The organism is Bradyrhizobium sp. 186, from assembly GCF_023101685.1.
Classification (GTDB): Bacteria; Pseudomonadota; Alphaproteobacteria; order Rhizobiales; family Xanthobacteraceae; genus Bradyrhizobium.
In genome coordinates, this window is the sequence record NZ_CP082164.1 from 7,718,810 (window position 1) to 7,734,381 (window position 15,572).

The following is a 15,572-nucleotide window of genomic DNA, read 5'->3' on the forward strand; positions in this document are numbered from 1 at the left end:
ACTGGATGCCCCGGTCAAGCCGGGGCATGACAACAGTGTGAACGGCGCAGCAAAACCCCTACGCCTTCAACGTCTCCAAAAACCGCACCGGCTCGCCCTGCGACGCCGACACCAGTTCGCCCTGCCACATCACGCGGCGGCCGCGGATGAAGGTGCCGACGGGCCAGCCGGTGACGCGCACGCCGTCATAGGGGGTCCAGCCGGCTTTGGACGCGACCCATTTGTTGGTGATGGTCTCGCTGCGCTTGAGGTCGACGACGGTGAGGTCGGCGTCGTAGCCCGCCGCGATGCGGCCCTTGCAGGCCATGTTGTAGAGGCGCGCGGGGCCGGCGCTGGTGAGATCGACGAACCGCGCCAACGACAGCCGGCCCGCATTGACGTGATCGAGCATCAACGGCACCAGCGTCTGCACGCCGGTCATGCCCGAGGGCGAGGCCGGATAAGTCTTTTGCTTCTCTTCCAGCGTATGCGGCGCGTGGTCGGAACCGAGCACGTCGATGATGCCTTGTTCGATGCCGCGCCAGATGCCGGCGCGGTGATCGGCCGAGCGCACCGGCGGGTTCATCTGAGCGAGCGTGCCGAGCCGCTCGTAGCATTCGGGCGCCGCCAGCGTGAGATGGTGCGGCGTCGCCTCGCAGGAGGCGACGTCCTTGTGGTCGCGCAAGAACTCGATCTCTTCCTTGGTCGAGATGTGCAGCACGTGGATGCGCTTGCCGGTCTCATGCGCGAGCTTCACCAGCCGCTCGGTCGCCATCAGCGCCGCCGTCTCGTCGCGCCAGACCGGGTGCGAGCGCGTATCGCCCTCGATGCGCAGCGGCTTGCGGTCGTTGAGGCGGTACTCGTCCTCGGCGTGGAACGCCGCGCGACGGCGGATCACCTGAAAAATCCGGCGCAGGCTTTCGTCGTCTTCCACCAACAGCGCGCCGGTCGAGGAGCCGATGAACACTTTTACGCCCGCGCAACCCGGCGCGCGCTCGAGCACCGGCAGGTCCTGCACGTTCTCGCGGGTGCCGCCGATGAAGAAGGCGAAATCACAATGCATGCGGTGATGGGCGCGTTTCACCTTGTCGGTGAACTCGGCCTCCGTCACGGTCAATGGAGACGTGTTCGGCATCTCGAACACGGCGGTGACGCCGCCCATCACGGCGCTGCGCGAGCCGGTTTCGAGGTCTTCCTTATGCGTCAGGCCGGGCTCGCGAAAATGCACCTGCGTGTCCATCACGCCGGGCAGGATATGCAGGCCCTTGCAGTCGATCATTTCGCCGGCGGAGGCTTGCGACAGGGCGCCGATCCCGGCAATGCGGCCATTGGCGATGCCGATGTCGCGGACACCCTCGCCGTCCTGGTTGACCACAATGCCGCCCTTGAGGATGACGTCAAAACGCTGGGTCATGGCTAAAGGCCTCTCTCATCCCCAAGCGCGGGGCTCGAGGTCTTGTCGTTTATTCGCTGCGGGCTTACGTTCCGGAGCAACATGTCGCAAGAGATTTTCGCATGAAATCAGCGTTTCTTCCCGACCGGGGCGTGGTCAAGGTCGCGGGCGAGGATGCACGCAACTTCCTCAACGGCCTCATCACGACCGACGTCGACAGGCTGAAGCTAGGCTTCGGCCGATTCGGCGCGCTGCTGACACCGCAGGGCAAGATCACCGTCGATTTCCTGATCACGGAGGCGCCCTCCGGCCATGGCGGCGGGTTCCTGATCGACTGCCCGAAGGTGCTGGCCGACGGCCTCGCCACCAAGCTGAAATTCTACAAGCTCCGCGCCAAAGTCACTGTGGAAAACCTCTCCGATGATCTCGGCGTGCTCGCGGCCTGGGACGGCCGGCTTGCGGTTCAGCCTGACCTCGCCTTCGCCGATCCGCGCAATGAAGAACTCGGCTACCGCATCCTGATCCCCGAGCAGCTCAAGCAGAAGCTCTCCGATCTCATCGGCGCCGGGCTCGTCGATGCCGCCGCATACGAGTCCCACCGCATCGCCCTCGGCGTGCCGCGCGGCGGGCTCGACTTCATGTACAGCGATGCGTTCCCGCACGAGACCAACATGGATCGTCTTGCCGGCGTCGATTTCGACAAGGGCTGCTATGTCGGCCAGGAGGTCGTCTCGCGCATGCAGCATCGCGGCACCGCACGCACCCGCAGTGTCAAGGTGCTACTCGACGGCCCCTCGCCCGAGGCCGGCACCACCGTTCTTGCCGGCGACAAGCCGGTCGGCACCATCGGCTCGACGGCCGATGGCAAGGGTATCGCGCTGGTGCGGATCGACCGTGTCGCCGACGCACTCGATGCCGGCCAGCCACTCACCGCTGGTGGCCTCGCTGTGAGGCTCGCGGAACCTGACGTCGTGCGTATCCCAACGAAGCAGCCCATCGCATGAGCCGCGCTCCCCGCGTGCATACCGACGGCCTGACGCGCTGCCCCTGGCCCGGCGAAGATCCGGTTTACGTCGCCTACCACGACACCGAATGGGGCGTGCCGGAATATGACGATCGCGCACTCTACGAAAAGCTCATTCTCGACGGCTTTCAGGCCGGCCTTTCCTGGATCACGATTCTGCGCAAGCGCGACAATTTCCGCAAAGCCTTCGACAATTTCCAGCCGGAGAAGATCGCGCGCTACGACGCCAAGAAGGTTCATGCGCTGATGAACGATGCCGGCATCGTTCGCAACCGCGCCAAGATCGACGGCACGATTCTCAGCGCAAAGTCCTATCTGGAGATCATGGAGAAGGGGCCGGGCTTCTCAAAGCTGTTGTGGGACTTCCTCGGCGGCCGGCCGCAGGTCAACCATTTCAAGACCACGGCGAGCGTGCCGGCCTCGACGCCGTTGTCGGTGCAGATGTCCAAGGAATTGTCCTCACGCGGCTTCAAGTTCGTCGGCCCGACGATCGTCTATGCCTTCATGCAGGCGACCGGCATGGTCAACGACCACCTCGTCGATTGCCACTGTCACGCGAGCTGCGGCAAGACGCAGCGCAAGCCGCGCCTCAAAGTCAAATGACGGCGAAGAAGCCCGCCGCGCGCGACGTACAGTCCCGCGCCTGGCAGCGGATGCTGTCGGGCCGGCGGCTCGACCTGCTCGATCCCTCCCCTCTCGATATTGAGATTGCCGACATCGCGCATGGCCTGGCGCGGGTGGCGCGCTGGAACGGCCAGACCATTGGCGCCCACATTTTCTCGGTCGCGCAGCACACGCTACTGGTGGAAACCGTGATGCGGCACGAGACGCCGCGCGTTGATCAGCGCATGCGGCTCGCAGCCCTGCTGCATGACGCGCCCGAATATGTGATCGGCGACATGATCTCGCCGTTCAAGGCCGTGCTCGACGGCCACTACAAGGCGGTCGAGAAGCGGCTGCTCGGCGCGATCCATATCCGCTTCGGCCTGCCGCCGGTGCTGGCCGACGAGATCACGCTGGCCATCAAGGCCGCCGATCGCGGCGCCGCCTATCTGGAGGCGACCGAGCTTGCCGGCTTCAGCGATGCCGAGGCCAAGCGCCTGTTCGGCCGCGATCCCGGCCTCTCCGACAGCGTCCGGCGCGATTATCTCACGCCCTGGACGGCGGCGCGGGCCGAGAAGCAGTTTTTGGAGCGGTTCAGCGCGTTGTTTGCGTAGATTCTGCAGGGTGGGCAAAGCGTAAAGTGCCCACCAGTTCGAGCGAGGTGCGCGATGGTGGGCACGGCGCTTAGCGCCTTTGCCCACCCTACGGCGCTCGCTATAATCACCGGCGAAAGGTCCCCCATGATTCACGTTTGTTCCCTTGCCGCACTTCCCGAGACTGTCCGCCTCACCGGGGCCAGCCACGTGCTGACGGTAATGGCCAATGTCGAGCAGGTGGCGCGGCCGGTGTCGGTGCTGCCGGCCAACCATCTCAAGGTGTCGATGGACGACATTACCGAGGAGATGGACGGTTTTGTCGCGCCGTCGGAAACGCATATCGAGCAGGTGCTGAATTTCGTGCGCGGCTGGGACCGCGGCGCGCCGCTGGTGGTGCATTGCTATGCCGGCATCAGCCGCTCCACCGCGAGCGCGTTTGCTGCGGCATGCGCGCTCAATCCGAATCGCGACGAGATCGAGATCGCGAGAAAGATCCGCACGGCCTCGCCGATCGCCTCGCCGAACCGGCGCATCGTCGGCCTCGCCGATCGCGCGTTGGGGCGTAACGGCCGCATGCTGCGCGCGCTCGACGAGATGGGTCCGGGCGCCATGATGGTCGAAGGCCGCCCCTTCGTGATCGAGCTCGAATGACCACTGAACGCCACATCGCAGGTGCGCTCCCTCTCCCGCTTGCGGGGGAGGGTTGGGGTGGGGGTGCTTCCCCAATGAACGCTCCCCGAATGGAGAGAGCTCCCATCCGGATCGCATCTTACGATGCGATCCGACCTCCCCCGCAGGCGGGAGAGGTGCAGCGAGTTCGTGGAGAGGCCGTTCCGACCAATCGGCAAACTGCATTCGTGAGCTTCGCGACATTGGCCGCATGAGCGACAGACTGACGCCGATCGAGATCGGCCTGACCGCTGCGATCGTCGCGATCGGGGATCATGAGCCGCTGATTCTCACCGCGCGCAGCAGTGACGGGCTCGCCGGCCTGCCGTTCGGGCCGTTCGATGCGCCGAGCCACCGCACCTTCGAGATCGGCCTCCGCGCCTGGGTCGAGGCGCAGGCGGGCTTGCGGCTCGGCTATGTCGAGCAGCTCTACACGTTCGGCGATCGCGGCCGTCATGCGGAGGCCTTCGACACCGGCGCGCATATGGTATCGATCGGCTATCTCGCACTTACGCGCGCGATCGGCGGCGAACTCGCTGCGACGGGAGCGAGCTTCGAGCCCTGGTATCGCTTCTTTCCCTGGGAAGACTGGCGCGAGGAGCCGCCCACGATCATCGCCCGGGACATCATCCCGGAGCTGGCCAGGTGGGTCGAGGAAGAACCGCCGGAGACGACGCGCGCGCTGCCGCGCAGGGATCGCGTTCGGTTCTATTTCGGTCTCGATGGCGTGCCCTGGGACGAGGAGCGCGTGCTCGACCGCTACGAACTCTTGTACGAGGCCGGGCTGATCGAGGAGGCGCGGCGGGACGGCCGCCCTGCGGCATTAGCGCGCAAGTCCCTTCCCGCACTCGGCACCTCGATGCGGTTTGACCACCGCCGGATCCTTGCGACAGCAATCGCGCGGCTGCGTGCAAAACTGAAGTATCGCCCTGTCGTCTTTGAACTTTTGCCTGCCGAGTTCACACTTACCGAACTGCAGTACACGGTGGAGGCGATATCCGGCCGGCACCTGCACAAGCAGAATTTCCGCCGCCTGGTCGAAACGGAAGCGCTGGTCGAACCGACCGGCGTGATGTCGACACAGACCGGCGGGAGGCCGGCAGCGCTCTACCGCTTTCGCCGCGATGTGCTCCAGGAGCGCCCGGCGCCGGGCTTGCGCGTTCGCTCCCGGCGCTAGAAGAGATTGTGTGGCAGGCCCGTAGGCCAGCCGCCTGGAGGCTTTATGTTCGACGCTCCGTTTGACGTCCTTGCGGTGATGCTTGCGATCGCCGCCTTCCTGATCGCGCTGAAGGCGTCCAACCAGGCGGCCGAGCTGCGCCGCCGGCTGGGTTCGCTGGAGGCAATGCTGCAAGCGCCGCGGCTGATCCAGCCGCCGCCGATGCCACTACCGGAACAGGTGCCCACGCCAGCGACTGCCGCGGCTGCACCACCGCCGCTTGCGCCCGAAGCCGAACCGGCTCCGTCCCCAACGCTCGTGACCGATCATGTCACGCCGCCCCCGATCGAAACGAGCACGGATGACGTCGCGCCGCCTGCCGTGCCTGCCGCAGAGCCCGGCTTCGAGGAGCGGCTCGGCACGCGTTGGGTGGTGTGGATCGGCGGCCTTGCGCTCGCGCTCGGCGGCTTCTTCATGGTGCGCTACTCGATCGAGGCCGGCCTCATCGGCCCGGGCGTGCGCGTATTTCTCGGCGGCCTGTTCGCGCTGGCGCTGCTCGGCGCCGGCGAATGGACGCGGCGCAAGGAGACCATCTCCAGCATCGAGGCGTTGCCGATCGCCAACATCCCCGCGATCCTCACTGCGGCCGGAACGGCGGTGGCGTTTGCTACGATCTACGCCGCCTATGCGCTCTACAGCTTCCTCGTCCCCGCCACCGCCTTCGTGCTGCTCGGACTGGTCGCGCTCGGCACGCTCGCCGCTGCTCTCCTCCATGGGCCTGCGCTCGCCGGCCTCGGTGTGGTCGGCGCGTTCGTGACGCCCATCCTCGTCTCCAGCGGCAAGGCGGATTATTGGGCGCTCTACGTTTATCTCGCCGTCGTCACCGCCGCCAGCTTTGGCCTAGCCCGTATCCGCCTGTGGCGCTGGCTTGCAGTGACCACCATTGTCTTCGCCGTGCTTTGGATCTTCCCGGGCCTCGACGTCGGCGAATTGCAAGTGGCACCTCATGCCTTCCACGTCATCGCCGGATTCGTGCTGGCCGCCCTGCTCGTCGTCTGCGGCTTCATGTTCGGTCCCACGATCGAGGCTGGCGAGATCGAGCCGGTCTCTTCGAGCTCGCTCGGCGCCTATCTGTTCGGCGCAATGCTGATCGTGCTGTCGAGCGCGCATGCCGATCTGGCGCTGATCGCCTTCACCCTCCTCGTGGCAACGACGCTGTTCGTCGCCTGGCGCGCGCCGGCGGCCACCGGCGCGCTGGGAGCAGCCGCGGCGGCCGCCTTCATCGTATTCGCCGAATGGGCGGTGCGCGCCAATCCCGACATGCTGGTGCTGCCGGGCGGACCGCTGCCCGGCGTCGGACCGGTCGCGACCGACAGCGCGGTGACGCTGCATCTCGTGATGGCCGCGATCTTCGCCGCGGGCTTCGGCATCGCAGGGTTCCTCGCGCAGGGCCGTTCGAACTCGGCGATCATCCCGGTGGTGTGGTCCGCGACCGCGGTCGCCACGCCGATCGCAATCCTTGTTGCGCTCTATGCGCGCATCGCCCATCTCGACCGCTCGATCCCTTTCGCGATCCTCGCCGTCTTGCTCGCCGCCGCCTTCGGCGCCGCGACCGAAGCCCTCACGCGACGCGAGACCCGGCCGGGCGTCGCGATCTCCACTGCGCTGTTCGCGACCGGCACGCTCGGCGCGCTGGCGCTGGCGCTGACCTTCGCGCTGGAGAAGGGCTGGCTCACCATCGCGCTGGCGCTGACGTCGCTCGGCACCGCCTGGATCTCGATGCAGCGGCCGATCCCGTTCCTGCGCTGGCTCGCTGCCGCGTCTGCCGTGATCGTCACCGCGCGCATCGGCTATGATCCCCGCATCGTCGGCGAGGCCGTCGGCACCACGCCGATCTTCAACTGGCTGCTGTGGGGCTATGGCCTGCCTGCGCTGTCGTTCTGGGCGGCGAGCCACTTCCTGCACCGCCGCGGCGACGACGCGCCGGTGCGCATGGTCGAGGCCGCCGCGATCCTGTTCACTGCACTGCTGGCCTTCATGGAGATCCGTCACCTCGCCACCGGCGGCCGCATGACATCGCCGCCGTCGCTGCTCGAATTCGCGCTCCAGGCCTGTGTGACGCTGGCCATGGCGATCGGACTCGAGCGGCTACGGCTGAGGAGCCGTAGCATTGTGCACAATGTCGGCGCGGTCGTCCTCACGGTGATCGCCGGCCTCATCAGCGTGTTCGGCCTGCTGATCCTGGAGAACCCGTGGCTGTGGACCAAGACCGATGTCGGCGGCCTCGTGTTCAACCTGCTGCTGCTCGGCTACGCGCTGCCCGCGGTGCTGATGCTGCTGCTCTCCTATGCGGTTGTCGGCGAACGCGGCAGGACCTACGCCAACACGATCGCAGGCGGGGCCCTCGTGTTCGCGCTCGCCTACGTCACGCTGGAGATCCGCCGCACCTATCACGGACCGATCCTGTTGGACGGTGAGACCACGGGCGCCGAGCAGTACACCTATTCGATCGGCTGGCTCGCCTTCGGCGTGACGCTGCTCGGCATCGGCATTCTCGTCAACTCCGAGCGCGCACGGCTGGCGTCTGCGGCCGTGATCGCGCTGACGATCCTCAAGGCCTTCGTCATCGACATGTCGACGCTGACCGGCGTCTACCGCGCGCTGTCCTTCATGTGTCTCGGAATCGTGCTGGTCGCGATCGGCTGGCTCTACCAACGCATCCTGTTCCGGCGGCAGGCTCCGCCGGCTCCGCAGACAAGCGCGTAGAGGTCAGGCGGCGCGGACCGATTCGAGGAACTGCGCGACCTCGACCTTGAGGCGCGTGCTGTCGCCCGCGAGCGATTTCGCGGCCGACAACACCTCGGTCGAGGCCGAGCCGGTCTCGATCGCGCCGCGCTGCACGTTGGTGATGTTCGACGAGACTTCCTGCGTGCCGAGCGAGGCCTGCTGCACGTTGCGCGAGATCTCCTGCGTGGCCGCGCCCTGCTCTTCGACGGCAGCAGCGATGGCCGCGGACACCTCGGACAGCCGCTCGATGGTGCCGCCAATCTCCTGGATGGCGCTGACGGATTCCTCGGTCGCGGCCTGGATGCCCGAAACCTGCGCCCCGATCTCGCCGGTCGCCTTCGCGGTCTGCTCCGCCAGCGCCTTGACCTCGGAGGCGACGACCGCGAAGCCGCGGCCGGCTTCGCCGGCGCGCGCGGCCTCGATGGTCGCATTGAGCGCAAGCAGGTTGGTCTGGCCTGCGATCGTGTTGATGAGCTCGACGACGTCGCCGATGCGGGAAGCCGCCAGCGACAGCGCGTTGACGCGCTCGTTGGTCCGGCCCGCCTGCTCGACGGCTTCGGCGGCCATCCGCGCCGAATCCTGCACCCGGCGGCTGATCTCGGTGATGGAGGACGACAGTTCTTCCGAGGCGGACGCCACCGCCTGGACGTTGGTGGAGGCCTCCTCGGACGCCGTGGCGACAACGGTCGCGAGCTCCTGCCCGCGCTGCGCGGTGCCGCTGAGCGTGGCTGCGGACGCTTCGAGCTCGGTCGAGGCCGACGAGACGGTCTCGACGACCTCGCCGATCATGGCCTCGAAATTGCGGGTGATGGCGTCGACGCGGCGGGCGCGCTCGATCTTGGCTTCGGCGTCGAGCGCAGCGGCCTCGTCGGCGGCCTTCTTGGCGATCAGCGCCTCCTTGAAGATCTGGAGCGCATTCGCCATCGAGCCGATCTCGGTTCTTTCGCCGCGATGCGGCACGTCGGCCGTGAGATCGCCCTCGCCGAGCGCCTGCATCGGACGGATGATTGAAGCAATACCACGAGAAACGTCGCGCACGAGATAATAGGCGGCGCCGTTCGCGATCACGACCGAGACCACGATGATGCCGACCAGCACGCGGAAGATGGTGGCGTAGCTGTCGGCCGCCTGCTTCGTCTCCAGCTCGGCGCCCCGGTTGTTGAGTTCGATGCCCTTCTGGAGCAATGGGTCGGCAGCCTGGGCCATCTTCGCGACCTTGGTCTGCAACAGCTCGTTGGCGTCGGTCGGGAAACGGCCGACGCTCTTGCGCGACAGCGCCATCACGTCCTGCACACCGTTCAGATACTCGGCCCACGCCTTGGTCCATTGCTCATAGAGAGAGCGCTCCTCGGAGGTGGTGATCAGCGGCTCGTAGACCTTGCGTGTCCGGTCGATACGCTCGCGCAACGAGGCGAGACGTTTTTCGGCCGCCTCCTTGCCTTCAGTGGTGTCCTGCATCAGATGCAGGCGCAGCGCGACGCGCAGCTCGTTGATGTCGGCGCGGAGCGAGCCGAGGGCGCGCACGCTCGGCAGCCAGCTCTCCGCGATCTCGACGGTGTGCGCGTTGATGTTCTGCATGGTGCCGATCGCCGTCACGCCGACGCCGGCAAGCGAGAGCACGAGGACCGACAGCACGGTCAGAAGCTTGAAAACGATCGACAACTTCGACATCACACCCAATCCCGATGATACCTAGCAACGCGCAAGTCACCTGCGCCGCAATCGTCACGACGGACGACAGGACGGAAGTCAGTTCAACAATGCTGGCTGGTTCTTATCCGGTAAGATTGCGCCCATAGTTGCAAACAGGCGTTAACAGGGACCTTAGTAAAACTACGCACGGGGCCATATTCGACGTTATTTTCTCTGCAACCATATATTGCAGCCGCGAGGATATCCCGCAGCGCCGCATCTGCGTACCGCATTTCGCTCACTGCGCCGTTCGAACGGGACGGCCGACATCCTCACGCTGCCCCGCACCGACTCCAGGAAGCGCGCGACCTCGCTCTTCAGCCGGTTGCTTTCCTGCGGTCTGAATCGCTCCGATGTGCTGACTGATCTCACCCGTCGCTTTCGCAGTCTGCTCAGCCAGCGCCTTCACTTCGGTCGCGACCACGGCAAAGCCCTTGCCGGCCTCGCCGGCGCGCGCCGCCTCGATCGTGGCGTTCAGCGCCAGCAGGTTAGTCTGGCTGGCGATGGTGTTGATCAGCTCGACCACGTCGCCGATGCGGGACGCGGCCTTCGTCAGTTCGGCGACACGCCCATTGGTGCGTTGCGCCTGCTCCTCCGCGACGTCGGCCACTCGCGCCGATTCCTGCACCTGGCGGCTGATCTCGGAAATCGACGACGTCATCTCCTCGCTCGCGGAGGACACCGACTGCACGTTCGCGGACGCCTCTTCCGAGGCCGCCGCGACAGCACTGGCGAGGTCGCTTCCGCGCTCGGCAGCCCGCGTCAGCGTGTTAGAGGACGCTTCGAGCTCGGTTGCCGCCGACGAGACGGTCTCGATGATCTCACCGACGGCGCCTTCGAATGTGTCGGCGAGCCGCTGCATGTCCGCCTTGCGCTGCGTGCGGCGGCGCGCATCGGCTTCCGACTGTTCGGCGCGCAGCCGCTCCGCCTCCGCCATGTTGTTCCTGAACACCTCGACCGCGCCGGCCATCTCACCGATCTCGTCGTTTCGTCCGACTCCAGGAACGGAAATCGACAGCTCGCCGCGCGTAAGCCGCGTCATCGCATTGATCATCGCTGACAGCGCCTTCGAGATCGAGCGTCCCAGGAGGAATCCGACCACGGCGAGCACGATGACGGCGACGGCGAAGACGACCATCATCCACATGCGCACGGCATCGCGGGTCGCAGCTTCCGCGGCGTCGGCCTGCTTGTACAAGCCTTCGACCGCGGTCCGCACTTCGAGCATCAGCGGTTCGACCTCACGAAAGGTCTTCATCATGCTGGCGTCATAGGCGGCGCTCCGCTGCGCGGTCTCGGCCCATGCTCATGAATGTGCTCCAAAGCGCTTGAGATGCAATGACCGGAAGGCACGGTTGGGTGCCAAGCAATTGGGCAGAAGATGCCTGCTTCGATTCTCTGGAAAGTTAACCCTGTGCGCCATTCGTCGCGGCACCGCAACATAAGTGCATACGACCGCCGCGCATCCACGCGTGGCGATCGCCGGATAGAATCTCTTTCGGTGCAGCCTGCGTCAGGCCGCGCGTACGGTATCGAGGAATTTGCCGACCTCGAGCTTGAGGCGATTGCTGTCGCCGGACAACATCTGCGCGGCGGACAGCACTTGCGAGGAGGCCGATCCGGTCTCGCCCGCCCCGCGCTGCACGTCGGCGATGTTTGACGAGACCTGCTCGGTGCCCTGGGCCGCCTGAGCCACGTTGCGGGAGATTTCCTGCGTCGCCGCACCCTGCTCTTCCACAGCCGCGGCAATGGTCGAGGAAATCTCAGACAGTTTTTCGATGGTGTCGCTGATGTCCTTGATGGCGCCGACCGAATGCTCGGTCGCGATCTGGATGCTTGCAATCTGCTGCCCGATCTCGCCGGTCGCCTTCGCGGTCTGCTCGGCGAGCGCCTTCACCTCGGAAGCGACGACGGCAAAGCCGCGGCCGGCCTCGCCGGCGCGCGCCGCCTCGATCGTGGCATTGAGCGCCAGCAGGTTGGTCTGGCCGGCGATGGTGTTGATCAGCTCGACAACGTCGCCGATGCGCGTCGCCGCCTTAGCATTACAGTTGCTTTGTTTGCGGGTTTCTGAATCCATGGGCAACCATGATTCGAATGTCGTGGACGCGGGCCGCGTCGGTTGAGGAGACGCTTGCGTTGTGGGCGGCGTCGCTTCGAGAGATCAAGCAACGGATACGTCCGTTGTTCACGCAAGAGCGTGTGGCGACGAATGCAGGCTTGTTCCTGGAAGGTCTGCTCGGAGATGAGCAGCGCAAGACCGGCTGGATGCGCGCGGAGGCGGCTGGCGATCCTGGCCCATGGCGTCAGCAGGCGATCCTGGGTCGTGGAGATTGGGACGCTGATGCCCTGCGCGACATCGTCCGGGACTATGTCATCGAGCACTTGGCGGATGACGATGCGGTGCTGGTGATCGACGAGACCGGCTTTCTCAAGCAGGGTAAGGCCTCATGCGGAGTGGCACGGCAATACACTGGTTCGGCAGGGAAGATTACGAACTGCCAGATCGGCGTCTTCGCTACCTACGTTTCGCGTCATGGTCATGCGTTCATCGATCGCGCGTTGTATCTTCCGAAGGAATGGACTGACGATCCAGATCGTCTGGAAGCCGCATATGTGCCTGCCGATGTCGGCTTTGCGACCAAACCAAAGCTTGCGACGAGAATGATCGCACGTGCGATAGCCGCGTCTGTACCATTCAAGTGGGTTGCCGGTGACACGGTCTACGGTGTTGGCGATATCGAACAGCAGCTACGGCGGGCAGGCAAAGGCTATGTGCTCGGGGTCAGCAGCTCTCATGTCTTCCGATCCTGGGGCAAGCGACAGCCGGTCGCCGGCAAGGCCGAAGACATCGCCCGGACGCGGCGCCCGTCCGACTGGAAGCGCTTGTCGGCGGGAGCCGGAACCAAAGGACCGAGGCTGCATGACTGGTGTTATCTCGAACTGGCCGATCTCGAGGTCGAGCAGTTCAACAGCGCAAATGATGGTTTATGGACGCGCGGTCTGCTGATCCGTCGCCATATCGCCGATGGCGATCTCGCCTTCTTCACCACCTGGTGCCCAGCGGGAACATCAATTGAAACGCTGGTCGCGGTCGAAGGCCATCGATGGGCGATCGAGGACAGCTTTGAAACCGCGAAAAACGAGTTCGGGCTCGATCACAACGAGAGCAGGTCCTGGCATGGCTGGCATCGCCACGTGTCCCTGGTGATGCTCGCCTTCGCCATGATGGCGGCGATCCGCCATCGCGCCAATCCGCCACCGCCCAAAAAAACCAAACGCCGCCCCCCGGCAAAAGCCAAAGCACACCCACGCCGCCGCTGATCCGTTGGTCAATCCAGGAAATCCGCCGCATCGCCATCAGGCTTGCTCGAAAGCGGATCCAACCCGCGCATGTCATCGCATGGTCATTCTGGCGCAGAGCTCACCAGGCTGCCGCTCAGCGCGCGCATCTCAAAGCAAAACGGCAACTGTAATGTTAGAGTCTGTCCGGGATCATGCTGTTTTTTGGCAGAGCTTTCGCAGCATGAGGCGGATTGAGGCGAGGCGCAAGAACGCCAATGCCTTTCGGTTGAGGCACTCCCAATCCTTGGCCAAACGGCGGCAGCGGTTGAGCCAGGCGATGGTGCGTTCGACGATCCATCGCTTGGGCAAGATCGCAAAACTCTTTGCTGTATCGGAGCGCTTGACGATCTCGACGTCGATTTGCCGGAGGATTTTGCGAACGGCGGACTGAAAGATCGGCCCCTGATAGCCGCCGTCAGCATAGAGCTTCAGCAGGAATGGATGCAGGCCAAACAGCGTGGCCATCACCAGCACCCCACCGTCACGATCCTGGATGTCCGCCGAATGCACGAGGGCGTGGAGCAGCAAGCCTTGAGTATCGACTAGGATGTGGCGCTTCTTGCCCTTGATCTTCTTGCCCGCATCGTAGCCATGCGGGTCGATCCACGCCCCCCTTTTTCCGCGCTCTTGACGCTTTGACTGTCGATGATGGCGGCGCTCGGGCTGGGTTCTCGGTTAGCCAATTCTCGACATTGTACATAGAGCGCGTGATGGATGCGATCGAGCGTGCCGTTCCAAGCCCACAAGTCAAAATAGTCGTGCACCGTGCTGCGTGGCGGCAGGTCCTTCGGGATCGCTCGCCATTGGCAACCGGTGCTCAGCACATACATCAGGCCATTGATCACCTCGCGCACATCGACCGTGCGCTTGTTGCCGCCTCGCTTGGCTGGCGCAATCAGCGGCTCCACCAACGCCCATTCCTCATCAGTCAAATCGCTTGGATAGCGTAGCCGGCTTCGGTCGTAACGACCGCGGTTCTCCTTCGTCCACATGGGCGCCCCTTCGAATCGGACCGCCACCCTTGAATCACAAATGATTCCGATGATTCAAGATGTTCCCGGACAGACACTTAGACAACTCGCTGACGCGCTCGGTTGTGGTGCGGGCCTGGCCGACGGCCTCGCTCGCCACGCGGGCGGATTCCTGCACTTGCCGGCTGATCTCCGTGATCGAGGACGACAATTCCTCCGTCGCCGATGCGACCGATTGCACGTTGGTTGACGCCTCTTCGGAGGCTACCGCAACCATCGTGGTCAGTTGCTGCGCCCGTTCCGCTGTCGAGGTCAGCGTGGTGGCGGAAGCCTCAAGCTCGGTGGACGCCGACGACACGGTGTGGACGATCTCGCCGATCGCCCCTTCGAAGCCGTCGGCGAGCCTGTGCATCTCGGCCTTGCGCTGCTCGGCCGCGACCTGATCCTGCCGGATCTTGGCTTCGGCCTCCTCGCGCGCCTTCTGCTCGGACAGTATCTTGAACTTCTCGACCGCGCCGGCGACTTCACCGACCTCATCCTTGCGGCCGAGCCCGGGCAACAACACCGAAAAATCGCCGCTGGCGAGCTTCTCCATCGCCACCGTCAACGCGCGCATGGGACTCGCGATGGTGAACACGGAAAAGATGCACGCACCGATCAGGATGAGGGCCACCGCGCCGCCGGTGATGAGCGACGTCCGCTCGACCGAGGACGCCTCTGCGTCCGCCGCCATGCGGGCCTTGGCACCCTGCTGCTTCGAGAAGCCGACGATCTGGTCCGTGACCTGCGCGATCTCCTCGTTGATCGGCAGCGTAATCTCCTTGCGAGTGCGGGCGATCTCGGCGGCCAGTTTCGAGAGCTGCGCAGTGGCCTCCGCGCCTGGATCGCCGCCGGCGCGCTTCGTTTCGATTTCAATCGCCTGCTTGCGCAGCGTTTCGAACTGCTCCTGGCCCTTGTGGAGGTCATCGACCAACGTCGCCAATCGCGCAATCCGCTGCCCGTTTTCGGGCGAGCGCGAGAGCTTTGCCATATCGTCCGCAAATTTGAGCGCCGCCGCCTTCCGTTCGGTGAAGTATCGACCTGCCTTTTGCAGGTCGTCCGGCGATGTGGAGAGCAGCGTGTCGCGTATGCCGATTTGCATGCCCCGCACCGAGGCCTTTGCCTCCGCGGCGATTTGCGCAAGCGACTGCTGCTCGGAGGCGGCATCGCTGAACCCTCGAACGGCGGCGTTGCCGGTCATTTGAAGAAAGATCATCAAGGCAACGAGAGCGATCGTCAGGGCCGAGGTGATCGCCAGCTTGGTACCAATTCGCAGGTTCTGAAGCAGCGTCATTGAAAGTATCCCAGGATATGCATTTGC

At 64.9% G+C, this 15,572-nt stretch carries 11 protein-coding genes and 2 pseudogenes; 7 read left to right on the forward strand and 6 right to left on the reverse strand.

What is annotated here, in order from left to right; all coding sequences use genetic code 11:
• Window positions 1–58: 58 nt before the first annotated feature.
• Complete coding sequence (locus tag IVB18_RS37275; protein WP_247985245.1) at window positions 59–1,393, reverse strand: dihydroorotase; 1,335 nt, start codon at window positions 1,391–1,393, stop codon at window positions 59–61.
• 101 nt (window positions 1,394–1,494) lie between these two features.
• Here IVB18_RS37275 and IVB18_RS37280 point away from each other — a divergent pair, with 101 nt between their 5' ends.
• The 6 genes from IVB18_RS37280 to IVB18_RS37305 all read left to right on the forward strand — a co-directional run bounded on the left by IVB18_RS37280 (window position 1,495) and on the right by IVB18_RS37305 (window position 8,186).
• Window positions 1,495–2,376 carry a folate-binding protein YgfZ gene (locus IVB18_RS37280; RefSeq protein ID WP_247985246.1) on the forward strand — a complete coding sequence of 294 codons (882 nt, stop codon included), beginning with the start codon at window positions 1,495–1,497 and terminating at the stop codon, window positions 2,374–2,376.
• Window positions 2,373–2,999: a DNA-3-methyladenine glycosylase I gene (locus IVB18_RS37285; RefSeq protein ID WP_247985247.1), complete on the forward strand. Its 627-nt coding sequence runs from the start codon at window positions 2,373–2,375 to the stop codon at window positions 2,997–2,999. The genes IVB18_RS37280 and IVB18_RS37285 overlap by 4 nt, the downstream gene beginning before the upstream one ends.
• Complete coding sequence (locus IVB18_RS37290) at window positions 2,996–3,613, forward strand: HD family hydrolase (protein WP_247985248.1); 618 nt, start codon at window positions 2,996–2,998, stop codon at window positions 3,611–3,613. Before IVB18_RS37285 ends, IVB18_RS37290 begins: the two co-directional genes overlap by 4 nt.
• Before the next feature lie 126 nt (window positions 3,614–3,739).
• Entirely contained in the window at window positions 3,740–4,246 is a 507-nt protein-coding gene (locus tag IVB18_RS37295) for a protein tyrosine phosphatase (RefSeq protein WP_247985249.1), read from the forward strand.
• A 229-nt stretch (window positions 4,247–4,475) separates the two neighbouring features.
• Window positions 4,476–5,441 (forward strand): NAD regulator, encoded by a 966-nt coding sequence (locus IVB18_RS37300; RefSeq protein WP_247985250.1) that lies wholly within the window; start codon window positions 4,476–4,478, stop codon window positions 5,439–5,441.
• 45 nt (window positions 5,442–5,486) lie between these two features.
• Window positions 5,487–8,186, forward strand: coding sequence for a DUF2339 domain-containing protein (locus IVB18_RS37305; RefSeq protein WP_247985251.1), 2,700 nt, complete (start codon window positions 5,487–5,489; stop codon window positions 8,184–8,186).
• 3 nt (window positions 8,187–8,189) lie between these two features.
• Here IVB18_RS37305 and IVB18_RS37310 read toward each other — a convergent pair whose 3' ends face one another.
• The 3 genes and pseudogenes from IVB18_RS37310 to IVB18_RS37320 form a co-directional block, all read right to left on the reverse strand.
• A complete protein-coding gene (locus IVB18_RS37310) occupies window positions 8,190–9,878 on the reverse strand; it encodes a methyl-accepting chemotaxis protein (RefSeq protein ID WP_247985252.1) in 1,689 nt (562 codons plus the stop codon).
• A 355-nt stretch (window positions 9,879–10,233) separates the two neighbouring features.
• Window positions 10,234–11,232: pseudogene (locus IVB18_RS37315) on the reverse strand (methyl-accepting chemotaxis protein); the annotation flags it as partial.
• 180 nt (window positions 11,233–11,412) lie between these two features.
• Window positions 11,413–11,940: pseudogene (locus tag IVB18_RS37320) on the reverse strand (methyl-accepting chemotaxis protein); the annotation flags it as partial.
• Window positions 11,941–11,984: 44 nt separating this feature from the next.
• Here IVB18_RS37320 and IVB18_RS37325 point away from each other — a divergent pair.
• Window positions 11,985–13,220 (forward strand): IS701 family transposase, encoded by a 1,236-nt coding sequence (locus IVB18_RS37325; RefSeq protein ID WP_247983558.1) that lies wholly within the window; start codon window positions 11,985–11,987, stop codon window positions 13,218–13,220.
• A 171-nt stretch (window positions 13,221–13,391) separates the two neighbouring features.
• Here the strand turns inward: IVB18_RS37325 and IVB18_RS37330 are convergent.
• Window positions 13,392–14,233 (reverse strand): IS5 family transposase gene (locus IVB18_RS37330; protein ID WP_247801096.1). Its coding sequence is split into 2 segments (ribosomal slippage): window positions 13,392–13,861 and window positions 13,861–14,233, totalling 843 coding nucleotides; the frame shifts between segments, so codons are not numbered across the junction.
• A 34-nt stretch (window positions 14,234–14,267) separates the two neighbouring features.
• Complete coding sequence (locus IVB18_RS37335; RefSeq protein WP_346732575.1) at window positions 14,268–15,545, reverse strand: methyl-accepting chemotaxis protein; 1,278 nt, start codon at window positions 15,543–15,545, stop codon at window positions 14,268–14,270.
• Window positions 15,546–15,572 lie beyond the last annotated feature (27 nt).